The sequence below is a fragment of the Bradyrhizobium sp. CCBAU 51627 genome (genome assembly GCF_028128765.1).
Lineage (GTDB): Bacteria > Pseudomonadota > Alphaproteobacteria > Rhizobiales > Xanthobacteraceae > Bradyrhizobium.
In genome coordinates, this window is sequence record NZ_LBJG01000090.1 from 43,799 (window position 1) to 66,842 (window position 23,044).

At 63.7% G+C, this 23,044-nt stretch carries 23 protein-coding genes; 15 read left to right on the forward strand and 8 right to left on the reverse strand.

Annotation, left to right across the window (positions count from 1 at the left end; genetic code table 11):
• Positions 1-51: 51 nt before the first annotated feature.
• Positions 52-1,374 (reverse strand): urea ABC transporter substrate-binding protein, encoded by a 1,323-nt coding sequence (gene urtA / locus XH88_RS34590; RefSeq protein WP_271672674.1) that lies wholly within the window; start codon positions 1,372-1,374, stop codon positions 52-54.
• 521 nt (positions 1,375-1,895) lie between these two features.
• Here urtA and XH88_RS34595 point away from each other — a divergent pair.
• The 3 genes from XH88_RS34595 (at position 1,896) to XH88_RS34605 (ending at position 4,219) form a co-directional block, all read left to right on the forward strand.
• A complete protein-coding gene (locus XH88_RS34595; RefSeq protein ID WP_271672675.1) occupies positions 1,896-3,428 on the forward strand; it encodes a DEAD/DEAH box helicase in 1,533 nt (510 codons plus the stop codon).
• 23 nt (positions 3,429-3,451) lie between these two features.
• On the forward strand, positions 3,452-3,739 hold the full coding sequence (gene infA / locus XH88_RS34600) for a translation initiation factor IF-1 (protein WP_024340539.1): 288 nt from the start codon (positions 3,452-3,454) through the stop codon (positions 3,737-3,739).
• A gap of 267 nt (positions 3,740-4,006) precedes the next feature.
• Complete coding sequence (locus XH88_RS34605) at positions 4,007-4,219, forward strand: cold-shock protein (protein WP_057759442.1); 213 nt, start codon at positions 4,007-4,009, stop codon at positions 4,217-4,219.
• A gap of 164 nt (positions 4,220-4,383) precedes the next feature.
• On the opposite strand, the gene XH88_RS34610 is transcribed toward XH88_RS34605, so the two are convergent.
• Together XH88_RS34610 and XH88_RS34615 are read right to left on the reverse strand one after the other, a co-directional pair.
• The gene (locus XH88_RS34610; RefSeq protein ID WP_271672676.1) at positions 4,384-4,881 is read right to left on the reverse strand and encodes a pilus assembly protein N-terminal domain-containing protein; all 498 of its coding nucleotides are present in this window, start codon (positions 4,879-4,881) and stop codon (positions 4,384-4,386) included.
• Between the two features lie 148 nt (positions 4,882-5,029).
• On the reverse strand, positions 5,030-5,857 hold the full coding sequence (locus XH88_RS34615; RefSeq protein WP_271672677.1) for a sterol desaturase family protein: 828 nt from the start codon (positions 5,855-5,857) through the stop codon (positions 5,030-5,032).
• A 256-nt stretch (positions 5,858-6,113) separates the two neighbouring features.
• Here XH88_RS34615 and XH88_RS34620 point away from each other — a divergent pair, with 256 nt between their 5' ends.
• The 10 genes from XH88_RS34620 to XH88_RS34665 all read left to right on the forward strand — a co-directional run bounded on the left by XH88_RS34620 (position 6,114) and on the right by XH88_RS34665 (position 15,038).
• Positions 6,114-6,278 carry a Flp family type IVb pilin gene (locus tag XH88_RS34620; RefSeq protein ID WP_007599783.1) on the forward strand — a complete coding sequence of 55 codons (165 nt, stop codon included), beginning with the start codon at positions 6,114-6,116 and terminating at the stop codon, positions 6,276-6,278.
• A gap of 77 nt (positions 6,279-6,355) precedes the next feature.
• Positions 6,356-6,496 carry a hypothetical protein gene (locus tag XH88_RS34625; RefSeq protein WP_271672848.1) on the forward strand — a complete coding sequence of 47 codons (141 nt, stop codon included), beginning with the start codon at positions 6,356-6,358 and terminating at the stop codon, positions 6,494-6,496.
• Positions 6,497-6,618: 122 nt separating this feature from the next.
• The gene (locus XH88_RS34630) at positions 6,619-7,143 is read left to right on the forward strand and encodes an A24 family peptidase (RefSeq protein WP_271672678.1); all 525 of its coding nucleotides are present in this window, start codon (positions 6,619-6,621) and stop codon (positions 7,141-7,143) included.
• 127 nt (positions 7,144-7,270) lie between these two features.
• Positions 7,271-8,068, forward strand: a complete 798-nt coding sequence (gene cpaB / locus XH88_RS34635; RefSeq protein WP_271672679.1) for a Flp pilus assembly protein CpaB — start codon at positions 7,271-7,273, stop codon at positions 8,066-8,068.
• 11 nt (positions 8,069-8,079) lie between these two features.
• Positions 8,080-9,555: a type II and III secretion system protein family protein gene (locus XH88_RS34640; protein WP_271672841.1), complete on the forward strand. Its 1,476-nt coding sequence runs from the start codon at positions 8,080-8,082 to the stop codon at positions 9,553-9,555.
• Positions 9,556-9,575: 20 nt separating this feature from the next.
• Positions 9,576-10,310: a CpaD family pilus assembly protein gene (locus XH88_RS34645; RefSeq protein ID WP_271672680.1), complete on the forward strand. Its 735-nt coding sequence runs from the start codon at positions 9,576-9,578 to the stop codon at positions 10,308-10,310.
• Positions 10,307-11,575, forward strand: a complete 1,269-nt coding sequence (locus tag XH88_RS34650) for an AAA family ATPase (protein ID WP_271672681.1) — start codon at positions 10,307-10,309, stop codon at positions 11,573-11,575. The genes XH88_RS34645 and XH88_RS34650 overlap by 4 nt, the downstream gene beginning before the upstream one ends.
• Before the next feature lie 21 nt (positions 11,576-11,596).
• On the forward strand, positions 11,597-13,060 hold the full coding sequence (locus tag XH88_RS34655) for a CpaF family protein (RefSeq protein ID WP_271672682.1): 1,464 nt from the start codon (positions 11,597-11,599) through the stop codon (positions 13,058-13,060).
• A gap of 16 nt (positions 13,061-13,076) precedes the next feature.
• Complete coding sequence (locus XH88_RS34660; RefSeq protein ID WP_271672683.1) at positions 13,077-14,054, forward strand: type II secretion system F family protein; 978 nt, start codon at positions 13,077-13,079, stop codon at positions 14,052-14,054.
• Between the two features lie 9 nt (positions 14,055-14,063).
• Positions 14,064-15,038 (forward strand): type II secretion system F family protein, encoded by a 975-nt coding sequence (locus XH88_RS34665; RefSeq protein WP_271672684.1) that lies wholly within the window; start codon positions 14,064-14,066, stop codon positions 15,036-15,038.
• Between the two features lie 129 nt (positions 15,039-15,167).
• On the opposite strand, the gene XH88_RS34670 is transcribed toward XH88_RS34665, so the two are convergent.
• From XH88_RS34670 to XH88_RS34680, 3 genes are all read right to left on the reverse strand, one after another.
• Complete coding sequence (locus XH88_RS34670) at positions 15,168-15,980, reverse strand: tetratricopeptide repeat protein (RefSeq protein WP_271672685.1); 813 nt, start codon at positions 15,978-15,980, stop codon at positions 15,168-15,170.
• Between the two features lie 71 nt (positions 15,981-16,051).
• Positions 16,052-17,560 carry a metallophosphoesterase family protein gene (locus XH88_RS34675; RefSeq protein WP_271672686.1) on the reverse strand — a complete coding sequence of 503 codons (1,509 nt, stop codon included), beginning with the start codon at positions 17,558-17,560 and terminating at the stop codon, positions 16,052-16,054.
• Between the two features lie 274 nt (positions 17,561-17,834).
• Positions 17,835-18,038, reverse strand: a complete 204-nt coding sequence (locus tag XH88_RS34680; RefSeq protein ID WP_271672687.1) for a hypothetical protein — start codon at positions 18,036-18,038, stop codon at positions 17,835-17,837.
• Positions 18,039-18,228: 190 nt separating this feature from the next.
• Here XH88_RS34680 and XH88_RS34685 point away from each other — a divergent pair, with 190 nt between their 5' ends.
• Together XH88_RS34685 and XH88_RS34690 are read left to right on the forward strand one after the other, a co-directional pair.
• Positions 18,229-19,602, forward strand: coding sequence for a leucyl aminopeptidase family protein (locus XH88_RS34685; RefSeq protein ID WP_271672688.1), 1,374 nt, complete (start codon positions 18,229-18,231; stop codon positions 19,600-19,602).
• Positions 19,595-20,449, forward strand: coding sequence for a C40 family peptidase (locus tag XH88_RS34690; RefSeq protein ID WP_271672689.1), 855 nt, complete (start codon positions 19,595-19,597; stop codon positions 20,447-20,449). The genes XH88_RS34685 and XH88_RS34690 overlap by 8 nt, the downstream gene beginning before the upstream one ends.
• A gap of 88 nt (positions 20,450-20,537) precedes the next feature.
• On the opposite strand, the gene XH88_RS34695 is transcribed toward XH88_RS34690, so the two are convergent.
• Positions 20,538-21,191 carry a CPBP family intramembrane glutamic endopeptidase gene (locus XH88_RS34695; RefSeq protein WP_271672690.1) on the reverse strand — a complete coding sequence of 218 codons (654 nt, stop codon included), beginning with the start codon at positions 21,189-21,191 and terminating at the stop codon, positions 20,538-20,540.
• A 215-nt stretch (positions 21,192-21,406) separates the two neighbouring features.
• Positions 21,407-23,044 (reverse strand): ABC transporter ATP-binding protein, encoded by a 1,638-nt coding sequence (locus XH88_RS34700; RefSeq protein WP_271672691.1) that lies wholly within the window; start codon positions 23,042-23,044, stop codon positions 21,407-21,409.

Genomic DNA, 23,044 nt, shown 5'->3' on the forward strand with positions numbered 1-23,044 from the left:
GCGGCGGAATCGCCGTCTTCCCCCATCGTGCAGTCGAATGTCAGATCCGGATCAGGAGCCGGAGCCGAGGCACTTGTTGGTCTTGGTGTTGAAGTTGCCGCACTTCTTGCCGACCCAGTCGCCGATCAGGTCCTTGGAGCCGTCGAGTTCCTTCGACCAGGCATCGCCGGGGACAAGGCTCGGGGTCTTCCAGACAACGTCGAACTGGCCGTTGCCCTTGATCTCGCCGATGAAGACCGGCTTGGTGATGTGGTGGTTCGGGAGCATCTTGGCGACGCCACCGGTCAGATTCGGCGTCTCGATGCCGGGAAGCGCATCGATCACCTTGTCCGGATCGGTCGACTTCACCTTCTCGACCGCCTTCACCCACATGTTGAAGCCGATCACGTGCGCTTCCATCGGGTCGTTGGTCGTACGCTTCGGATTCTTGGTGTAGGCCTGCCAGTCCTTGATGAACTTCTCGTTCGCCGGGGTCTTGATCGACTCGAAGTAGTTCCAGGCGGCGAGATGGCCGACCAGCGGCTTGGTGTCGATGCCGGCGAGTTCTTCCTCGCCCACCGAGAACGCGACCACCGGGATGTCCTTCGCCTTGATGCCCTGGTTGCCGAGCTCCTTGTAGAAGGGAACGTTGGCGTCGCCGTTGATGGTCGAGACCACCGCCGTCTTCTTGCCGGCCGAACCGAACTTCTTGATATCGGCCACGATCGTCTGCCAGTCGGAGTGACCGAACGGCGTGTAGTTGATCATGATGTCTTCCTGGGCGACACCCTTCGACTTCAGATAGGCTTCCAGGATCTTGTTGGTGGTGCGCGGATAGACGTAGTCGGTGCCCGCGAGCACCCAGCGCTTCACCTTCTCTTCCTTCATCAGATAGTCGACGGCGGGGATCGCCTGCTGGTTCGGCGCGGCGCCGGTGTAGAACACGTTGCGCTCGGACTCCTCACCCTCGTACTGGACGGGGTAGAACAGGATGTTGTTGAGCTCCTTGAACACCGGGAGCACGGACTTGCGCGACACCGAGGTCCAGCAGCCGAACACGACCGAAACCTTGTCCTTGGTGATCAGTTCGCGCGCCTTTTCGGCGAACAGCGGCCAGTTCGAAGCGGGGTCGACAACGACGGCCTCGAGCTTCTTGCCGAGCAAGCCGCCCTTCTTGTTTTGCTCGTCGATCAGGAAGAGGATGGTGTCCTTCAGCGTGGTTTCGCTGATGGCCATGGTGCCCGAGAGCGAGTGCAGGACGCCGACCTTGATGGTGTCGTCCGCGGCCTTTGCGCCGGAAATGGACGCCAGACCGAGCATCAGTCCGGCGGACGCAGCGAGCACGCCGCGGCGGCTAAATGACGCCGCTATATCGTGAATGGATTTGGTAGGCATGGATGTATCATCTCCCTGACGCAGACGTGAAAAGACGCTGCGAAACGGCCCCACGGCCGCCTGCGATTAATGGAATCGCAAGAACCATGCCATGGGCGAAGCGCCTACCAAGTAGCTGGTTAATCTAGACAATTTCGCCGCATTCGAAGTATGACAACGACTTTGCCGCTCAAAACTTGAGCAAGAAAAATGTATGCTTATGCGGCAATCAGCCTATTTAATAATCAAATCTCCATCGTTGGCTAAAAATCCGGCATAACTATTTTTGCACCAGCATCGGTGCTCGGCGAAGGACCGCCTTGAAAGCGCCCCGTCGATGTTCCATATGAGCGTAGAGATCGCTTGAGAATCGAGCGGTCGTAGCGAGCCGCGTGTTCTTAAGCCCGTACGGGCCTCTGGCTTGCCCCTTATCTCCCAAGCCATCCGACACCCCAAACACGCAGGTGTCTTCTCGACACCCTTTTGCGCGCGCCACGCTGACTGCGTCGGCCGACCGCATTCGACATGGAAAGATCCATCTTTTGACTTCGTTTCAGGACTTCGGCCTCGCCGAACCCATCGCACGTGCTCTTGCTGAAGAGAATTACGTCACCCCTACCCCCATTCAGGCCCAGACGATCCCCACGGCGCTGACCGGCCGCGACGTCGTCGGCATCGCCCAGACCGGCACCGGCAAGACCGCATCCTTCGCGCTGCCGATCCTGCATCGTCTGCTCGAAAACCGCATCAAGCCCCAGCCCAAGACCGCCCGCGTCCTGGTGCTGTCGCCCACCCGCGAGCTTTCGGGGCAGATCCTCGACAGCTTCAACGCCTATGGCCGCCACATCCGCCTGTCCTCGACGCTCGCCATCGGCGGCGTCCCGATGGGCCGCCAGGTCCGCGCCCTGATGCAGGGCGTCGAGGTCCTGGTCGCTACCCCTGGCCGCCTGCTCGATCTCGTGCAGAGCAACGGATTGAAGCTCTCGAGCGTGGAGTTCCTCGTGCTCGACGAGGCCGACCGCATGCTCGACATGGGCTTCATCAACGACATCCGCAAAATCGTCGCCAAGCTGCCAATCAAGCGGCAGACGCTGTTCTTCTCGGCCACCATGCCGAAGGACATCGCCGAGCTCGCCGATTCAATGCTGCGCGATCCGGCCCGCGTCGCGGTGACGCCGGTGTCCTCGACCGCCGAGCGGATCAACCAGCGCATCATCCAGGTCGACTTCACGGCCAAGCCCGCCTTCCTGACCAAGCTCCTGAAGGACGAGCCGATCAACCGCGCGCTGGTCTTCACCCGCACCAAGCACGGTGCCGACAAGGTGGTGAAGACCTTGGAGCGGGCCGGCATCGCCGCCAGCGCCATCCACGGCAACAAGTCGCAGAACCATCGCGAACGGACGCTGGCGCAGTTCCGCTCCGGCGAGATCCGCACCCTGGTCGCTACCGACATCGCGGCCCGCGGCATCGATGTCGACGGCATCACCCACGTCATCAATTTCGACCTGCCCAACGTGCCCGAGACCTATGTGCACCGCATCGGTCGCACTGCGCGCGCCGGCGCCGACGGCACCGCGATCTCGCTGGTCGCCGGCGGTGAGGAGCTCAGCTATCTCCGCGACATCGAACGGCTGATCCGGGTGGCGCTGCCACGCGAGGATCTGCGCACCGATGCCGGTCGCCGCGATGCGGGCGCGCCGGCGCCACAGCAACGGCAGGGCCGGCCGGGCGGCCGCCCGGGCCAGCGTCCGCAAGGCGCACGCCACGGCGATGGACGGCGCGGCGATGAACGGCATGGCGACGGACGTCACCACAGCTCCGGCAAGCCCGGCGACGGACGGCCCGGCGAGGGGCGCCAGGGCGACGGCCGGCATATGGAGGGACGGGCCGGCAACGGCTCCAAGGGGTCTCGCCGCCGCCGCTCCGGTGGAAAGATGCATTCTTCGCCAAACGACCGCCCGGAACAGCGTTCCGCGCATAGCGCCGGAGCCCCCGATGGGATACAAGGCGTGGCATTTTTGCGCCGGGAGAGTCGGCCGAACGGCCACCCGAACCGCAAACCCCATTCGCACTAGCCGTCCACGACCTGGAGAAATTCATGGCTAAGGAAGAGCTGATCCAGTTCGAAGGACTGGTCACCGAAATCCTCCCCGACGCGCGCTACCGCGTGCAGCTCGATGCCGGGCACGAGATCGTCGCCTATACTGCCGGCAAGATGAAGAAGAACCGCATCAAGACGCTGGCAGGTGACCGCGTTACCGTGGAAATGTCGCCCTACGACCTCGAAAAGGGCCGGCTGATTTTCCGTCACAAGGACGAACGTCCCAGCACGGCGGGTGGACCGCCGCGTCCGGGACAGCGCGGTGGCCAGTTCCGTCGCCGTTAATGGCTTCCCGCGCGGCAGCGCGGCACAAAAATGCTGATCTTTATGCTGATCCGCCGTGGGCATCACGGCGGATCAAAAAATCGTGCGCGTCAGGATTGTTTTGGCGCCTTAATTCCAATAAAATCAGCTAATCGATTTTCGGCCGGACGACATTAGCATCCACCGGTACAGCCGGTTCAGACACGCTGACGACCCTTCCAAAAATTCGATCTAACCGGCCTGCGCAAGTGGGCTCTTACATTGTGTATCTGAGAAGGGACTACTCCCGTGAGCATGGGAACCGTGAAGTGGTTTAACGCGACCAAGGGCTATGGCTTCATCCAGCCCGACGATGGTGGCAAGGACGTGTTCGTTCACATCAGCGCCGTCGAGCGCGCCGGCCTCGGCTCGCTGCGCGAAGGCCAGAAGGTCTCGTACGAGATCGTCGCCGATCGCCGGTCCGGCAAGTCGGCCGCCGACAACCTCCGCGACGCCGGCTGATATCCACCGCGCGCCTTAGAGGGCCCGCACACGGATCAGCGCGAGCGCACTGACAACGGAAAAGGCCGTGCGCGATGCACGGCCTTTTTCATGCCCAAAGAGCGGATGCGCACAGCCGTGGTCCCGCCGTCGGTTTCTTCGGCGTTTCTGACGATGCTGCCTTGCTAGTTCGTCTTGGGGGCCGTGCTGGCGTTGCCGCTGGCGTTGCTGCTCAGCGAACCGGCCTGGCTCATCGTGGTATTGAAGTAATTGTCGCTGTCACCGAGCGTGACGCGGCGCTGGCAGATCGGCATGCAGCTATAGGACTCCCGCTCGATACCGCGATAGACGGTGACGAGACGGTCGCTCGGGCCTTCGACCTGGATCTGCCGATCGACCAGGATCTCTCCGCCGCGATCGAGCGCGATGAAGTTGGTGGCGCCATAGCCTTTGCCGGTCACGACGATCATCCCGCCCGGCTGAAGCGTGACGTCGGCGATCAGAGGATTGCCGACCACGATCGTAGCCACCTTGCCGGGCAGCCTCACGAGCTTGGCCTGGTCGACATTGACGGCGATGGTATCGACAGATGGCTCGGCCAAGCCGATGGCCGGCGAAGCCAGCACAGCAGCCGTAGCCAGGAGACAGATGCGCGCATGACGGCGCAGGAACTCTTTACGCATACTCTTACCCCGGGACGTCACAAACCGGCATATCAGTCGAGAAGCGGAGCCGGCGCCCGACCCGGTTAACCTGCCTGTAATTCGTGAACGTTCCGCAAATTCGCCGACTATTGTTTGAATGGACTGCCGCTTTGTCGGCCCGACGGACCTAGTGTCGGAACGGATAGGCAAGCTGACCGGGGAATTCCTTCGGCATGGTCGCTTCATCCTTGCCGTAGCCCTGCGGCAGTTCATCCTTCGGCATGCGGAAGGTCCCGAACAGCACGTCCCAGAGCGGGAAGGTGCCGGCAAAATTGGTATCGCCGCCTTCTTCAAGCGGCGTGTGATGCCAGCGATGGAACACCGGCGTCGCCAGCACATATCGGAACGGCCCGAAGGTCCAGTTCAGGTTTGCGTGCACGAAGGCCGAATGGAAGGTCGTGAACGGACCAACCCAGATCATCACGTTCGGCGAAATGCCGGCCATCAGCAGCACGACGTCCACGCCGATCGTGCCGAGCATCAGATTGACTGGATGGAAGCGGGCCGCCGAAATCCAGCTGATCTCCTCCGAGGAGTGATGGACCGCATGGTATTTCCAGAACCCGCCGCCATGAAACAGCCGGTGCAGCCAGTACAGCATGAAATCCGACGCCACCAGGAACAGCACACCCTGCAGCCAGAGCGGCAGTTGCGACAGCGGGCCATGGCCATTGTCGTAGAAGGCGATCAGCTCGTCGGCGTCATGGATGTTGAAGACAACCCCGGCCGTGACGATCAACAGGCCGATCCGCATGGTGCGGGCGAACACTGGAACGAAGAACCAGTAGCAGATGTCGGTCACGATCTCGCGCTTGCGCCACCACGACGGACCGGGATTGCAGGCCCAGAAATGCTCGAGCAACGTGAACACCAGCGCGAGCATGAGCGTGACGGGAATCACCTTCTCGATGGTCTCCCCCAGCATCAGGGCGACTTGCATGGGCAGGCTCGACATCATCGCGTCTCTTCCAGGCTTCTGATCTGACTTACGCCTACTCCCCGAGATTTAAGGGAGGGTGAAGTTGACGGCGTGTTCGGAACAGGAGCGAATTGCAGGGCCGCCTTAAGGCGAAATTCACTTTGGCGAAAAGCATCGCGCCGGAGGCGGGTTTGACCGGTCGAATTAACCCCGCCGAAAGAGCTCGGCTCACATGGTCGGTCCGTCAAGACAGCGCCGAACGTGGCGACCTCACCCAGATGGAGTATAGTTCATGAAGAACCTGATTGCGCGTTTCGCCAAGGATGAATCCGGCGCCACCGCTATCGAATACGGCCTGATCGCCGCCGGCATCGCGCTGGCGATCATCACCGTCGTCAACAACCTCGGCACCACGCTGAACGCCAAGTTCACCTCGATCAGCTCCTCGCTGAAGTAAGCCGACCGACGAACGACGACAAATGCCCCGGACCTCCGGGGCCTTTGTATTTCTGGAGTTTGCGAGTTCCAGTGGCCTTGCGTCAGCGCAGAACCGATGCCGCGGTTGCGGCGAACGCGGCGGATACCGCACGCATCGACGCGTCGGCCTATTGGGTCTGCCTGGCGCTGCTGCTCGCCATGGGCACGCTCGCAATGCGTATCGCCAGCATGTGGTGAGACGCCCGCGCCGGGCTGCCGCTTCCAGACTCGCCGCAGCCGTTGTCGGTTTGTTTAGCACTGCGCGCTACCATGCGCCGACGCCCGATCCGGCAATTGACCCAGGCCTCAAGACGCAGCCCATGATCCTTGACCTTGCGCGCCTTCTGCTCTTCCCGGCCCTGATGGCGTTCGCAGCCGCCAGCGATCTCTTCACCATGACGATCTCGAACCGCGTGTCGCTGGCGCTGGTCGCAGGTTTCTTCCTGCTCGCTCTTGCCGGTGGCATGGCACCTTACGAGATGCTGAGCCACGTCGGCGCCGGCGCGCTGCTCCTCGTCGTGGCCTTTACCTGCTTTGCGATGGGCTGGATGGGCGGCGGAGACGCCAAGGTCGCAGCTTCGGTGGCGCTCTGGTTCGGCTTCGCCCAGTTGATGGATTTCCTGCTCTACGCCTCGCTGTTCGGCGGAGCGCTGACGCTGCTTCTGCTCCAGTTCCGGCAATGGCCGCTGCCTTACGGGCTTGCCGGCCAGGCCTGGCTGGCGCGGCTGCACGCCAAGGAGAGCGGCATTCCCTACGGCATCGCGCTCGCGCTGGGCGCATTGATGGTCTACCCCGAGACCGAATGGGTGAAAGCGATAGACCTCGCTCACCTCGCACTACACTGAACGCCCCTGGATAAACCCGGCGTTAAGGCGATTTAGATACGCCTCATTAACCATGCTTTGACGAATAGCTGGTCAACTGCCGATTACGGCGGCGGCAGCGTCGCGGCGTTCTGTGGAAAGTGAGCGTATGAATAGGGCACGCATAGTCGTCCTGGCGGTCGCCATCTGCGCCGGCGGTATCGCCGCGTATCTGGCGAGCAGCACGGACTCTGCGCCGCCTCCAGCGGCTCCGGTCGCGCAGCTTCCCACTACCGACGTTCTGGTCGCCAAGAATGACATCGGCCTCGGTCAAACCGTGAAGCCGGAAGATGTCCAGTGGCAGACCTGGCCGACCGCGACCGCCAGTTCCTCCTTCATCCGTCGCAATGAGCGCCCCGACGGCGCCACCCAGGTCGTCGGCTCGATTGCGCGTGCCCCATTCATCCAAGGCGAGCCGATCCGCGACCAGAAGCTGGTCAAGGCCGACGGCTCCGGCTTCATGGCCGCGATCCTGCCGAGCGGCATGCGCGCCATCTCGACCGAAATCTCTCCGGAGACCGGTGCCGGCGGCTTCATCCTGCCGAACGATCGCGTCGACGTTCTTCTCACGCGCCGCCTCAAGAACCCGGACCAGACTCCCGGCGCCCAGGACATTGTCAAGTCCGAGATCATCCTGGTCAATGTCCGCGTCCTCGCGATCGACCAGGCTCCGAAGGAGAAGGACGGCCAGAACGCGGTGGTCGGCAAGACCGTGACCTTGGAGCTCAATGCTGCACAAACCCAGCTGCTGTCCTCGTCCCGCCAGGCCGGAACGCTGTCGCTGGCGTTGCGCAGCATCGCGGACACCAAGACGACGGAGATCACGCTCGATGATTCCGCGCAGAAGCGCGAGGGCATTTCGATCATTCGCTACGGCGTCCCAACCCAGGCGACGAAGGCACAATGAGGACAGTCGACATGAAATGCGGGGCAGATCTGGCGACGGTGCGAACTTCGATGATTCGCGCCCTGTCGTTCTCGGCCGCTCTCGCCCTGACGCTCAATCCCGCGCTGACACCCGTGATCGCCGCAGACTACCGTTCTGCGGCGCCGGTTGCGGCCGACGGTCAGATGAACGCGCGCTTCCTCTCGCTCGGCGTCGGCAAGTCGATCGTGATCGACCTGCCGCGCGACATCAAAGACGTGCTGGTCGCCGATCCCAAGATCGCCAATGCGGTGGTGCGCTCGGCGCAACGCGCTTACATCATCGGCGCAACGGTCGGCCAGACCAATATCGTATTCTTCGATTCCGCCGGCCAGCAGATCGCGGCCTATGATATCGCGGTCAAGCGCGATCTCAACGGCGTGCGCGCTGCGCTGAAGCAGATCCTGCCGAATTCCGACATCCAGATCGACGGTCTCGGCGAGGGAGTCGTCCTGAGCGGCACGGCGGCAAACCCGCTGGAAGCTCAGCAGGCCAACGACCTTGCCGCGCGCCTCGTCGGCGGCGCCGACAAGGTGGTGAACTCGATCGTGGTCCGCGGCCGCGACCAGGTGATGCTGAAAGTGACGGTGGCCGAGGTCCAGCGCAATATCGTCAAGCAGCTCGGCATCGACCTGTCCGCGAATCTGAACTACGGCACCTCGGTGGTGAGCTTCACCAACACCAACCCGTTCACGGCGCTCGGTCACAATCTCGTCGATGGCAACAATCTGACCACGAAGTTCGGCGCGACACCCTCGGTTCAGGCCACCCTGCGTGCGATGGAAACCGCGGGCGTGATCCGCACGCTGGCCGAGCCGAACCTGACCGCGATCTCGGGCGAATCGGCGACCTTCATCGCCGGCGGCGAATTCCCGGTGCCGGCGGGCTATGCGTGCGATCCCACCACGCATGTCTGTACCACCCAGATCAGCTTCAAGAAGTTCGGCATTTCGCTCAACTTCACTCCCGTGGTTCTGACCGAAGGCAAGATCAGCCTGCGGGTGATGACCGAGGTCTCGGAGCTGTCGAACGAAAATGCGATCACGCTCTCTCAGGCCGTGACATCGACATCCGTGAACTCTGTGACGGTGCCTTCGATCCGGACCCGCCGCGCCGAGACCTCGCTGGAGATTCCCTCCGGCGGCGCAATGGCGATGGCCGGCCTGATCCAGCAGCAGACCAAGCAGGCGGTGAGCGGATTGCCGGGCCTGATGCAGCTCCCGATCCTCGGTACGTTGTTCCGCAGCCGGGACTTCGTCAACAACGCGACCGAACTGGTCGTGATCGTGACGCCCTACGTCGTCCGCGCTACGGCGCCAAAGGACCTGTCGCGCCCGGATGACGGCTTCGCGGCACCTGCGGACCCGCAGGCCGAGCTGATTGGCAACATCAACCGCATCTACGGGGTACCCGGCAAGACCGAGCCGGCTCGCAATTACCGCGGCACCTACGGCTTCATCACCGACTGAGGCGGAACGGGGACTTCACGATGATCACAAGACCACCCCAGCTTCGCAAGCGTGCCATCGCCTTCGGTGGCGCGCTGGTCGGTATCGCTCTCGCGCTCGGCGGCTGCCAGCATGACGAAGTAGCCACGGCCTCCATTCCCGACGACTACAAGCAGCGTCATCCGATCGCGATCGAGGAGCAGAACCGCTCGATCGTCGTCTTCGTCGGTCACGCCCGCGGCGGCTTGACGGCGGCCCAGCGCGCCGACGTAATGGGCCTGGCCTCGACCTGGCTGCACGAGGGGACCGGCGCCATCCACATCGATGTGCCCACGGGAACGTCCAACGCCCGTCCGGTGGCGGAATCGATGCACGAGATTCAGGCGATGCTGGCGGCCGCGGGCGTGCCGCCACGCGGCATCGTCGCTCGCCCCTACAACCCAGAGGACAAGCGCTTCCTGCCGCCGATCCGGCTGACCTATTCGAAGATCGCCGCGGTGGCCGGTCCGTGCGGTCTGTGGCCGGAGGACGTCGGCCCTTCGATGAAGAACAAGAGCTGGTTCGAAAACAAAGACTACTACAATTTCGGCTGCGCCTATCAGCGCAACCTCGCGGCAATGGTCGACAATCCCACGGACCTCGAGCAGCCGCGGCCTGAAACACCCGCCTATACGATTCGGCGTACCGCCGCCTTCGAGAAGTATCGCAAGGGAAATCCGACAGCGGTCACTTATCCCGAGGCCGAAAGAGCCAAACTCAGCGACACCGGCAAATGATCAGCTACGCGCGCCAGACACAAGAAGAGCAGCCGGAGGCCCCTCCTCCGCCGGTCGAGGAGCATATTGCGCCCGCGCCGCGCGTTTCGGTGCAGGCCTTCTGCGAAACCGTGGAAACCGCAGCTGCCGTGCAATCGGCCGGCGAGGATCGGCGTCTCGGCAAGGCGCATCTGAAGATCCAGATGGGCGGCATGACGGCTGCGATCGAAGCCTATCGCTCGGCGCCCACGCCGAACGTGATCGTGCTCGAGAGCGATGCCCGCAGCGACCTGCTGACCGGACTCGACCAGCTCGCCACCGTCTGTGACGCCGGCACCCGCGTCGTCGTGATCGGCCGCATCAACGACGTCATGCTTTACCGCGAGCTGGTGCGTCGCGGCGTCAGCGATTACGTGCTCGCACCGGTCGGTGCGATCGATGTCGTGCGCTCGATCTGCAATCTGTTCTCCGCTCCCGAAGCCAAGGCGGTCGGCCGCATCATCGCCGTGGTCGGAGCCAAGGGTGGCGTCGGCGCCTCCACCATCTCCCACAACGTCGCCTGGGCGATTGCGCGGGACCTCGCGATGGACGCCGTGGTGGCCGACCTCGACCTGGCCTTCGGTACGGCCGGACTCGACTACAATCAGGACCCGCCGCAGGGCATCGCAGACGCCGTGTTCTCGCCCGATCGCGTCGACACCGCTTTCATCGACCGCCTGCTGTCGAAATGCACCGACCATCTGAGCCTGCTGGCCGCACCGGCGACGCTCGACCGGGTCTACGATTTCGGCACCGACGCCTTCGATGCGGTATTCGACACGCTGCGCGCGACCATGCCCTGCATCGTGCTGGACATCCCGCATCAATGGTCGGGCTGGACCAAGCGCGCTCTGATCGGGGCCGACGACATCCTGATCGTGGCGGCGCCCGACCTTGCCAATCTGCGCAACACCAAGAACCTGTTCGACCTGCTGAAGGCCGCGCGTCCCAACGACCGCCCTCCACTGTACTGCCTGAACCAGGTCGGTATTCCCAAGCGGCCGGAGATCGCCGCGACCGAGTTCGCCAAGGCGATCGAGAGCCAGCCCGTGGTCTCGATCCCGTTCGAGCCGCAGACCTTCGGCGCCGCCGCCAACAACGGCCAGATGATCGCGGAGATCTCCGCCAACCACAAGTCGATCGAGATGTTCCTCCAGATCGCCCAGCGCCTGACCGGCCGCAGCGAGACGAAGAAACAAAAGTCGTCCTTGCTTTCACCGCTGATTGAGAAGTTGCGGGGAAAATAAGCCGCCGCATGGAGTTGTTAAGTGTTCGGTAAGCGTAGCGGAACAGACACCGACTTTCGGGCTCCCAAGCCCGGCGCCGTGTCGCCAGAGCCTGCCCTGGCTCCGGCGCCGACGGTGTCACGTGCGCCGCCCCCGCCGGTGGTCACCTCCCCCCCGCTCGCCCCCTCCCGGCCCCCGCCGGTCATGGAAACCCGCCGCTCGGACAATTATTACGAGGTCAAGGCGACGATCTTCGGCGCGCTGATCGAGGCCATCGACCTCGCCCAGCTCGCCAAGCTCGATTCCGAGTCCGCGCGCGAGGAAATCCGCGACATCGTCAACGAGATCATCGCGATCAAGAACATCGTGATGTCGATCGCCGAGCAGGAAGAGTTGCTCGACGACATCTGCAATGACGTGCTCGGCTATGGCCCGCTCGAGCCGCTCCTGGCGCGCGACGACATCGCCGACATCATGGTGAACGGGGCCGGCACGGTCTTCATCGAAGTCAGCGGCAAGATTCAGCGTACCGGAATCCGTTTCCGCGACAATCAGCAGCTCCTCAACATCTGCCAGCGCATCGTCAGCCAGGTCGGCCGGCGCGTCGACGAATCCTCGCCGATCTGCGACGCGCGCCTCGCCGACGGCTCCCGTGTCAACGCCATCGTGCCGCCGCTCGCGATCGACGGCCCCGCGCTCACCATCCGCAAATTCAAGAAGGACAAGCTGACGCTGGATCAGCTGGTCAAATTTGGCGCGATCTCGCCGGAAGGCGCGGAGATCCTCCAGATCATCGGTCGCGTGCGCTGCAACGTGCTGATCTCCGGCGGTACCGGCTCCGGCAAGACCACGCTGCTCAACTGTCTGACCAATTATATCGAGCACGACGAGCGCGTCATCACCTGCGAGGACGCCGCCGAGCTCCAGCTACAGCAGCCCCATGTGGTGCGGCTCGAAACCCGCCCGCCCAATATCGAGGGCGAAGGCCAGGTCACCATGCGCGAACTGGTGCGCAACTGCCTGCGTATGCGCCCCGAACGCATCATCGTCGGCGAAGTCCGCGGCCCGGAGGCGTTCGATTTGCTCCAGGCCATGAACACCGGCCACGATGGTTCGATGGGGACGCTCCACGCCAACAATCCCCGCGAAGCGCTGTCACGCTGCGAATCCATGATCACGATGGGCGGCTTCTCGCTTCCTTCGCGAACAATCCGCGAGATGATCTGTGCCTCGATCGACGTCATCGTCCAGGCCGCGCGCCTGCGCGACGGCTCGCGCCGCATCACGCACATCACCGAGGTGATGGGCATGGAAGGCGACACCATCATCACCCAGGACATCTTCCTCTACGACCTGCTTGGCGAGGACGCCAACGGCAAGATCATCGGCCAGCATCGCTCGACCGGCATTGGTCGCCCGAAATTCTGGGAACGCGCACGCTATTACGGCGAAGAGAAACGCCTTGCCGCCGCGCTCGACGCTGCGGAAAAGAAACCGAATACGTGAGCAGGCCGGCGCAGCCATGAACATTCAGGTCCTTGCCCTCGCCTTCCTCGCCACCGCTGCCGTCGGCGGCATCGCCTGGGTCTTCCTCTATCCGATGCTCTCGGGCGAGCGGAAGGCCGAGAGCCGCCGCGCCTCGATCGCACGCGCCGAAGCGCCCGCGGCCCGCCAGGCCGAGAAGACCCAGCGTTCGCGCCGCGAGCAGGTCGAGAGCTCGCTCAAGGAGCTCGAGGCGAGACGCTCGCAGGAGAAGAGCGTTCCGCTCAACATTCGCCTGTCGCAGGCGGGGCTCGACTGGACGACGCAGAAATTCTGGATCGTGTCCGGCGTCGTAGCCGGCGTGTTCTTCTTTGGCGCGCTGTTTGGTGGCGGCGGCCTGCTTGGCGCGGCCGGTCTCGCCTTTGCCGGCGGCTTCGGGCTGCCACGCTGGGCGCTGGGCTTCTTGAAAAAGCGGCGCGAGAACAAATTCCTGGCGGCCCTGCCTGACGCCGTGGACGTCATCGTCCGCGGCATCAAGGCCGGCCTGCCGCTGTTCGAATCGATCAAAGTCGTCGCGGCTGACGCGCCGGAGCCGCTGCGCAGCGAATTCCTGGCCATCATCGAGACGCAGGCGATCGGCATGCCACTCGGCGAGGCCTGCTCGCGCCTCTATGACCGCATGCCGCTGCCCGAGGCCAATTTCTTCGGCATCGTGGTGTCGATCCAGCAGAAATCGGGCGGCAATCTCTCCGAAGCCCTCGGCAACCTCTCCAAGGTGCTACGTGACCGCAAGAAGATGAAGGAAAAGATCCAGGCGATGTCGATGGAGGCCAAGGCCTCGGCCGGCATCATCGGCTCGCTGCCGCCGATCGTGATGTTCCTCGTCTATCTCACGACGCCTGGCTACATCTCCCTGCTGTGGACCCATCCCACCGGTCAGCTCATGCTGGTCGGCTGCGTCGTCTGGATGTCGATCGGCATCATGGTGATGAAGAAGATGATCAACTTCGATTTCTGACGGTGCCGCATGGTCGAGTTCCTCGTTACGAAACTGCATGACGCCCACTTCATGACCATGCTGCTGGCGGCCATCGCCGCCAGCGCCACCGTCTATACGCTGGTCATGCCGCTGTTCGCCGGCGAAGGCCTCTCCAAACGGATGAAGGCGGTCGCAAGCGAGCGCGAACGGATCCGGCAGCGCGAGCGCGAACGCCTCAACAAGAGCGAGAAGGTCTCGCTGCGCCAGACGCCCAAGCAGATCGTCTCCAAGGTCGTCGAGGACTTCAACCTGACCAAATGGCTGGCGCAGGAGGCTGCGCGCGACAAGCTGATCATGGCGGGTTATCGCGGCCAGGCGCCTTACGTCACCTTCCTGTTCGCGCGGATGGTGGCTCCGATCGTCCTGCTCGTCGGCTCGGTGATCTACGTCTTCCTGATCGCCCATATGGATCGGCCAACGCCGATCAAGATCGGCATCTGCGTCGGCGCGGCCTATCTCGGCTTGCAGGCGCCGATGCTGTTCCTGAAGAACGCGATCTCCAAGCGTCAGCTCTCGATCAAGCGCGCCTTTCCCGACGCGCTCGACTTGCTGCTGATCTGTATCGAATCCGGCATGTCGGTCGAAATGGCGTTTCGCAAGGTCGCAACCGAAATCGCGGGCCAGTCGATCGCGCTGTCGGAGGAGTTCACGCTGACGACCGCCGAGCTGTCGTATCTGCAGGACCGCAAAGTTGCCTACGAAAACCTTGCGAAGCGCACCGGGCTTGAAGGCGTCAAGTCGGTGTGTCTGGCGCTTCAGCAGGCGGAACGCTACGGCACGCCGCTGGGCCAATCGCTGCGTGTCATGGCGCAGGAAAATCGCGACATGCGCATGAACGAGGCCGAGAAGAAGGCCGCCGCGCTGCCGCCGAAGCTCACGGTGCCGATGATCCTGTTCTTCCTGCCGGTGCTGTTCGTCGTCATTCTCGGACCGACCTACATCAAGATCTCCGAGCTGCACTGAGGCGGGACAAAAACCGCGAAAACAACCCCATGCACAGTAGCCGGCCCGGGCCGGCTCGCTGCGATGTGGATCATGCAAAGCCCCTGAAATGCCGGGGAAAATCCGCGCCGTGACGCAAACGGCGACGGATCAGTCGGATTGGCTGAGCGAGGCGACCGGCGTGCGCTTCGGCGCGCCGCGCGGACCATTGTTGCGGCTCAGCATATCCTTGAGATAGGCGACGTTGGCCTCGGCCTGGTCCGGCGGCAGGTCCGCCTTCACGATGGCCTCGGCCTCAGAGAAACGCCCCTGGAGCCCGACCACCAGGCCGAGATTCTGCCGCACCCGCGCGTTCGCACGCGGTGACGCGTAAGCTTGCCGGAGCGCTTCTTCCGCTTTGGGCAGATCCCGCGACAGCATGTAGGACAGGCCGAGATTGGACAGCACGCCGGGATCACCCGGCGCGATCTTCAGCGCGCTCGCATAATAGGCGCGGGCCTCGTCGTGACGGCCCATCTGGTCGAGGCAGGTCCCCTGCACCGAGAGCAGGCGCCAGTCCGGATTGTCGGGCGAATGCGCCTTCGACAGTACGTCGAAAGCCTGCTGGAAATTGCCGTTGTCGGCGAGCGCGCGGCCGTATTGGGCCAGCAGCGGCTTGTTGCCGGGATTGGCGATGGTTGCCTGTTCGAGCACGGCGGCGGCCTGGGCACGCTGGCCGTTGGCGCGCAAGGCCTGACCATAGGCCAGCGCGCCATCCGCGTCCTTGGGATTGGCGCGATAGCGCTCGCCATAGACCTCGACTGCGCGCGCCGGATCGACCGGTGCGGCTTCCGTCTTCGGCCCGATCGAGCCGGTGACGTCGGAAAGCTTTGACATGGCCGTGCAGCCGCCGAGGCTCGCGGCCACCAGAGCAATCAGCGAGGCGGAGGCAAGAAGCCGGGCAGGACGGAACCGTTGACGCATGACGCTTTGACTCTCGGGCCTGATGATCGAGCCGAACGTGCCAGCAATAGACTGTTAACCCTAATGGCCGGTTAACGCAGGGATCGGCCGCATTGCGGCGGCATCTCGCCGCCCAGGCCCAGATCGAGGCCGAGCAGCTCCACCTGCTCGTTCAGGTCGCGCAGCAATTGCAAGCGGTGTTGCCTCCTCGCCTGAAGATCGTCGGCTTCGCGGGGCGGCGTCGGCCATCGGCGCAAGAGGTCGTCGCGACTGACGAGACGATCGGAGCGGAGCTCGTCGAGCGTGGCATGGTCGATGCCGAGCATGTCGGCTGATTGTCCGATCAGCTGACGGAGCAGCGCGCTCGCTTCGGCCAGCGCCGCGACATCGGACCTCTGTGCCGACCTTGCGAACCTGCCCTCGAGATCGGCCCATGCATGAGATGTGACGATATAGGCATAGAGCATGTCCGCCCAATCCTGCCCGCCGCCATCGTAGAACGCACGGCGCGACAGCAGCCGCCGGACCAGCGCCAGAACCTGGTCCCGCTTCAGCGACACGGATGAGGCGATCTCGATCGCCGACTGGATGGCGGGATCGCGGGACAGGTCTCGCCCCGCCGGAAGGCTGATGAGTCCGTCCGGCAGATTCGAATCGAGCGGCCCGAAGCCGCCATCGTCGCGCTGCCGCGAATAGCGGGCGATTGCGAACCGATACCCCGGCTGCCCGGCCTCGGACGTCGGACCAAAATGGATGATGTTGAAGCCGGCGTCGTCGCCGCCATGCCCGGTGGAGGACGGACAGGACAGCACATAGATCGTGCGCCAGAAATCCTCGCGGCCGCTCCGCATCGCGCGTGGATCGGGAATCGAGTAGCGACTGAGTCCCTCGACATGGCGGTGCCCGTGCAGGACCATGGTGACGTTGAGCGAGGTGGCCGCCTCGAGAAAGGTCGCGGGCGCGGCGAGATACATCAGCGGCTCGTCCGGCACGCCGAGAAACCGCTTGCCCTCGCCGGTTGCCTGCGGCAGCGGATGGTGGTGCAGCGCCAGCACGCGCACCAGGTTTTCCGCACGCTCCGAATAATCGGCGCGTCCGGCCGAGCCGATGGTCCCTGCAAGCTCGACGCTCAGCCGCGCGGACAGCGCGACCATCGCGTGGTAGGGCCGTTCGTCGATGTTGCCGCTGGAAGGCGTGGTCAGGCTTGCGCTGTTGGAGTCGAGCAGCACCAGGTCGAGACCAGCCTGGCGGTAATAGACGCTCCTGGAGGTCCGCGGCAGACGCAGATAATCGTAGGCGTCGTGACGGCCGCCACGCTGGCTCGGGCGCTTGATGTCGTGATTGCCGGCGATTGCCTGGATGTCGGTGAATAGTCCCGTCTGCCTGAGAGAGGCGATGACCGCGAGCGCTTCGTCGAGCGCAGCCGGCGCCGGATCGTTCACGATGTCGCCCGTGATCAACAGGATGCGGTCAGGCACGTCCGCGAAGGCCGCCATCCGCTCGCGCAGAGCAGCGGTGAGCATCTCGATGGCCGCAAGCAGCCGGCCTGACCCATCCAGATGCAGGTCGGATATCTGCGCAATGACAAACGATCTATCCATCTTGCGCCGCTCGTTGCGAATGCTGCGTCGCCCAAACGATTGAGGGAAATGCCTTCGACAAAGGGTTCAGGCAGGTAACGTCTGGAATCAGTATCGTCGGAGATTCCGCGGCGCTCTTGCGCTCCATGCGTGCAGAGATGCGTCGCACAACCCAAGAATATTCGCTAATAATGCCACAACCGCAGCGCTAGTAAAGGCCCGCGCCTGCGCATGCATGAACGGCAGTTCGCAGACGAGATACGATCGCTGTCCGCGGATGGTTTCGAGAGCCCAATCAATATTCGATGGCAAGACGCTTGCGGATTTCGTCAATGCGCTTGTCGAGCGCATCGAACCGCGCGTGGATCGAACGGTCATGCAGATAAAACACGTAGCCGCCGGCGAGGAACGCAAAGACCCAGTGGTGATGCTCGACATAGACAAAGACGGCCTCGATGGCCTGGCCGATCAAAGTGACCACGCTCCACACAAATTCCATTTGCGTTTCCTCCCGGCACGCTTCGTCTCCGGTCACCGGCGTTCTTTGCACACCGGTCGACCACCACCGGAACCTAGCACGACTGCTCCTCTACGAGTAGCCGCTCGCTGAACGGTGACTGCAAAGTCGATTGCGGCCCCGGCAAAACTCTGCGAAGTCTCCTCCAACCAAATGACCTCCGAGCCCGCCCATGCCTTCCGTCTTCGAGACATCCTCGACTGCCACCCCGATCACCTTCGTCACCAAATCGAGCTGGGAGGCCGTGCACGAGATGCTGCCACCGGCGCAACGCCAGTTCGCCACTGCGAGCGCCTTCACCGCCAAGCCGGGCGGCTATCTTGCGCTGCCCGCGCCGGATGGGGCGATCGACCGGGTGCTGTTCGGCCTCGACGACGACGGCGCCCGATCGCGCGATCCGTTCCGGCCGGGGGCCCTGCCGGGCCTGCTGCCGCCGGGCACCTATCGCCTTGCCAATCCGCCGCACGATGCACGACTGGCGGCGCTCGCCTTCGTGCTCGGCACCTATCGCTTCGCCCGCTACCGCAAGGCCGACAGACCCGACGTCCGCCTGGTGCCACCTGACGGCGTCGACCCCGCCGAGATCAACCGCGTGGCAGATGCCGCGATGCTGGCGCGCGATCTCATCAACACGCCGTCCAACGACATGGGCCCGGAACAGCTCGCCGCGGCTGCGCAAGAGCTCGCGGCCGAATTCGGCGCCAGCTACGCCTGCACCATCGGCGCGGAATTGGAGAAGAACTTTCCGCTGATCCATGCCGTCGGCATGGCCTCCAGCCGCGCGCCGCGACTGATCGACATCGGCTGGGGCAACCCTGATCATCCCAAGGTGACGCTGGTCGGCAAGGGCGTCTGCTTCGACACCGGCGGGCTCGATCTGAAGCCGTCGAGCGGCATGCTGATCATGAAGAAGGACATGGGCGGCGCCGCCAACGTGCTGGCGCTGGCGCGCATGGTGATGGATGCGAAGCTGAAGGTGCGGTTGCGCGTGCTGATTCCGGCGGTGGAAAACGCTGTCGCCGGCAATGCCTTCCGTCCGCTGGATATCTTCACCTCCCGCAAGGGCATCACGGTCGAAATCGGCAACACGGATGCGGAAGGACGGCTGGTGCTCGCCGACGCGCTGGCGCTGGCTGACGAGGAGAAGCCCGAGCTGCTGATCGATCTTGGCACGTTGACGGGCGCTGCGCGCGTTGCGCTGGGGCCGGATTTACCGCCCTTTTACACCCATGATGAGACCTTGGCCGCCGACATCGCGCGTTGCGCGGTGCAGGAGAACGATCCCTTGTGGCGCATGCCGCTGTGGCCGCCTTACGATACGTGGCTGGACTCCAAGACGGCCACCATCACCAACGCGCCATCGGGCGGCTTTGCCGGCTCGATCACCTGCGCGCTGTTCCTGCAACGCTTCGTCGAGCAGGCCAGGAGCTGGCTGCATGTCGACATCTATGGCTGGACGCCGTCGGCGAAGCCGGCGCGGCCCGAGGGTGGCGAATGCCAGGCTGCCCGCGCCATCTACAAGGTACTGAGCGAGCGCTATGCGTGATCCAAGCTACGATCCGCGGCTGACACCGGCGCGCGGCGACCTCGCTGCAAAGTATCTCGAAGGCAAGGTGCAGGCCGACCGCTTCGTCGTGGGCGAGGAATTCGAGGTGGTCGCACCGATCGCCCCGGTCCGCGAGCAGCCGTCATCGAACGCGATGCTGATGACGGAAGCACTCCGCGGCGAGCGCGTGACGGTCTACGACCGCAACGGCGAGGGCTGGGCCTGGGGCCAGCTCGTCAGCGACGGCTATGTCGGCTGGCTGCCAGACGCCGCGCTGTTAAAGCCGGCGGCCGCGCCGACACACAAGGTGAGCGCGCTTCGGACGCTTGTCTTCCCCGGCCCCTCGATCAAGCTGCCGCCGGCCGACATACTCGTGCTGGGATCGAAGCTCACCATCGCGCGCGAGGACGGCGGTTTCGCCATCACGCGCGAGGGCGCATTCCTGCCGAAGTGTCATCTCGCACCACTCGATTATCGCGAGCCCGATATCGTCGCGGTTGCCGAGCGCTTCGTCGGCACGCCCTATCTCTGGGGCGGCAAAAGCAGCCTCGGCATCGATTGCTCCGGCCTGGTTCAGATTTCTCTGACGGCAACCGGCATTGGCTGCCCCCGCGACAGCGACATGCAGCAGGCGGGCCTCGGCCGCGCGCTGGAGCGGCATGAGTGGAGCAGCTTGCTGCGCGGCGATCTGATCTTCTGGAAGGGACACGTCGCCATCGTCCGCGATGGCAGCACCATGGTTCACGCCAACGCGCATCACATGGCAACCGTGATCGAGCCCATCGAGCCGGCCATTGCGCGGATCAAGGCGGCCGGCAGCGACGTGGTTGCGATCAAGCGGCTGTAGGACGCGCGCCGAAAATGCTTTGCGTCCGCTTTGCTTTCGGAAGGCGACATTGGAGCCGCTGGGGCCCATGTCTGTTTCTAAACGGCCTTCAGGTCGACCTCACAAAGCTGCTAAAGGCGATCAAGTCCACCAAGTAGTGCGCAAGCACTACCGGCCATAGCGCGGTCGATCGTCGAAGCATGAGCATCAACGAGCTGCCGACGATGACCGCCAGCAAAATGTTTCCAATGCCGGTCCACCAATGATAAGCACCAAAAAGAGCAGACGCTGTTAGAAGCGCGAGAGTGCCATCTCCGAGGTAGGGCCGCAATGCCTCGTGGAGGTACCGTCGGAATATGATCTCCTCGCTGGCGGCAACCAGCGCCAAACCGAAGGCGAGATCGAAGACGTTCAGCCAGCCAGTTGGTTGAGGATACCGACCCAACACGATCAGCGGAAACGCAGCGTTGATTAGGCGTCGTGGCCACTGGCTGAGACGCTCCAGGATCACAATTCCTATGATCCAAACTGTGATCTCGGCAAAAGAGATTTCCAGCTTGTCTCTCCGAAAAGCAACCGCCCGCGCAGACGGTATTGCGGCCAAGGTTGCAAGTGCAACTATTCGACCAGCATAGTCTAAGGCAAGCCAACTTGCGGCTTGATGCTGGTGTAACCGCAAAACTTGAGACGCAACGAGCGGCACCAGAGCCACGCCGAACCACCAAATCGCTCTAAAAGCATTTGAACGATCATCGTCATTCATATTGAACCCGCAGACTACCTGAGAACAAAGTGCATAGGATGGGTTGAGTTCTCGCGAGACCCATCAGGCTTTGTTCTCTCAATCGGACCGCGCCAACGATTACCGGCTCCGACCGTCTGGCGATGGGTTTCGCGAGAGATCAACCGATCCTGCCAACTGCGCCGGGTGCTCCCCCCTTACCCGATTTGCCTCTCCCGTCGGGAGAGGTGAGGAGATTACGTCGCCACCGCACCGTTGCCCGCCGTCTCCAGGCGGAACGCCGCTGCGAACAGCGCGCGGGTGTAATCCGTCTTCGGATTCTTGAACAGCTCCGCGGCCTGGCCTTCCTCGACCACCTTGCCGCTGCGCATCACGATGAGATGGCTGGCGAGCGAGGCGACGACACGCAGATCGTGCGAGATGAACATGTAGGTGAGATCGCGCTTACGCTGAAGTTCGCGCAGCAGCTCCACCATCTGCGCCTGGAACAGCATGTCGAGCGCGCTGGTCGGCTCGTCCAGCACGATGAAGTCGGGCTCCAGCACCACGGCGCGCGCGATCGAGATGCGCTGGCGCTGGCCGCCGGAGAATTCGTGCGGATAACGGAAGCGCGTATCCGGCTTCAGCCCGACATCCTCGAGCGCCTTGACGACGCGCGCCTCGCGGTCCTCGCGCGACAGGTTCGGCTGATGCACCGAGAGACCTTCGGCGACGATGTCGGCGACCGACATGCGCGGTGAGAGCGAACCGAACGGGTCCTGGAACACGATCTGCATATCGCGCCGGAAGGGGCGCATTTCCTTGAAGCGCAGGCCCTGGATATCTTTCCCCAAGAACACGATGCGCCCGTTCGAGGAGATCAGCCGCAGCAAGGCGAGCCCAAGCGTGGTCTTGCCCGAGCCGGACTCGCCGACGACACCGAGCGTTTCGCCCTTGCGCACGGCGATGCTGACGCCGTCGACCGCCTTGATGTGGCCGACCGTCTTGCGCATCAGACCACGCTTGATCGGAAACCAGACCTTCAGATCGTCGGCCGACATCACAACCGGCGCGTTCGGCTGCGGCGGCGCCGGATCGGGCTTCGGCTCGGCTGCGAGCAGATCGCGCGTATAGGGATGCCTGGGGGTCTTGAACACCTGCTCGACCGGCCCCTGCTCGACGATCTCGCCGCCCTTCATGACGCAGACCGTGTCGGCGATGCGGCGCACGATGCCGAGATCGTGGGTGATGAAGAGCAGGCTCATGCCGAGCCGCGAGCGGATCTCGGCGAGCAGCCCCAGGATCTGCGCCTGCACGGTGACGTCGAGCGCCGTGGTCGGCTCGTCCGCAATCAGGAGGTCCGGCTCGTTGGCGAGCGCCATCGCGATCATCACGCGCTGGCGCTGACCGCCGGAGAGCTGATGCGGATAGCTCTTCAGCCGCGTCTCCGGCTCGGGAATGCCGACCTGGGTCAGCAGCTCCAGCGTGCGCCTGCGCGCCTCCGCATTGCTGGTCGGATTGTGCAACTGGATGATCTCGCCGATCTGCGCCTCGATCGTGTGCAGCGGATTGAGCGAGGTCATCGGCTCCTGGAAGATGATGGAGATGTCGCTGCCGCGGATCTCCCGCATCTCCTGCTCGGACCGGTCGATCAGCTCCTGCCCCTTGAAACGGATGCTGCCCGAGGGGTGCGAGGCGGTCGGATAGGGCAAGAGCTTCAGGATCGACAGCGCGCTGACCGACTTGCCGGAGCCGGACTCGCCGACCAGCGCGACGCATTCGCCGCGCTTGATCTGGAACGAGACCTTGTCGACCGCCAGCGTCGTGTTACCGCCCTGGTGGAAGGCTACCGAAAGGTTGCGCACGGCCAGCAACGGCTGGTTGATCGCGTCCAT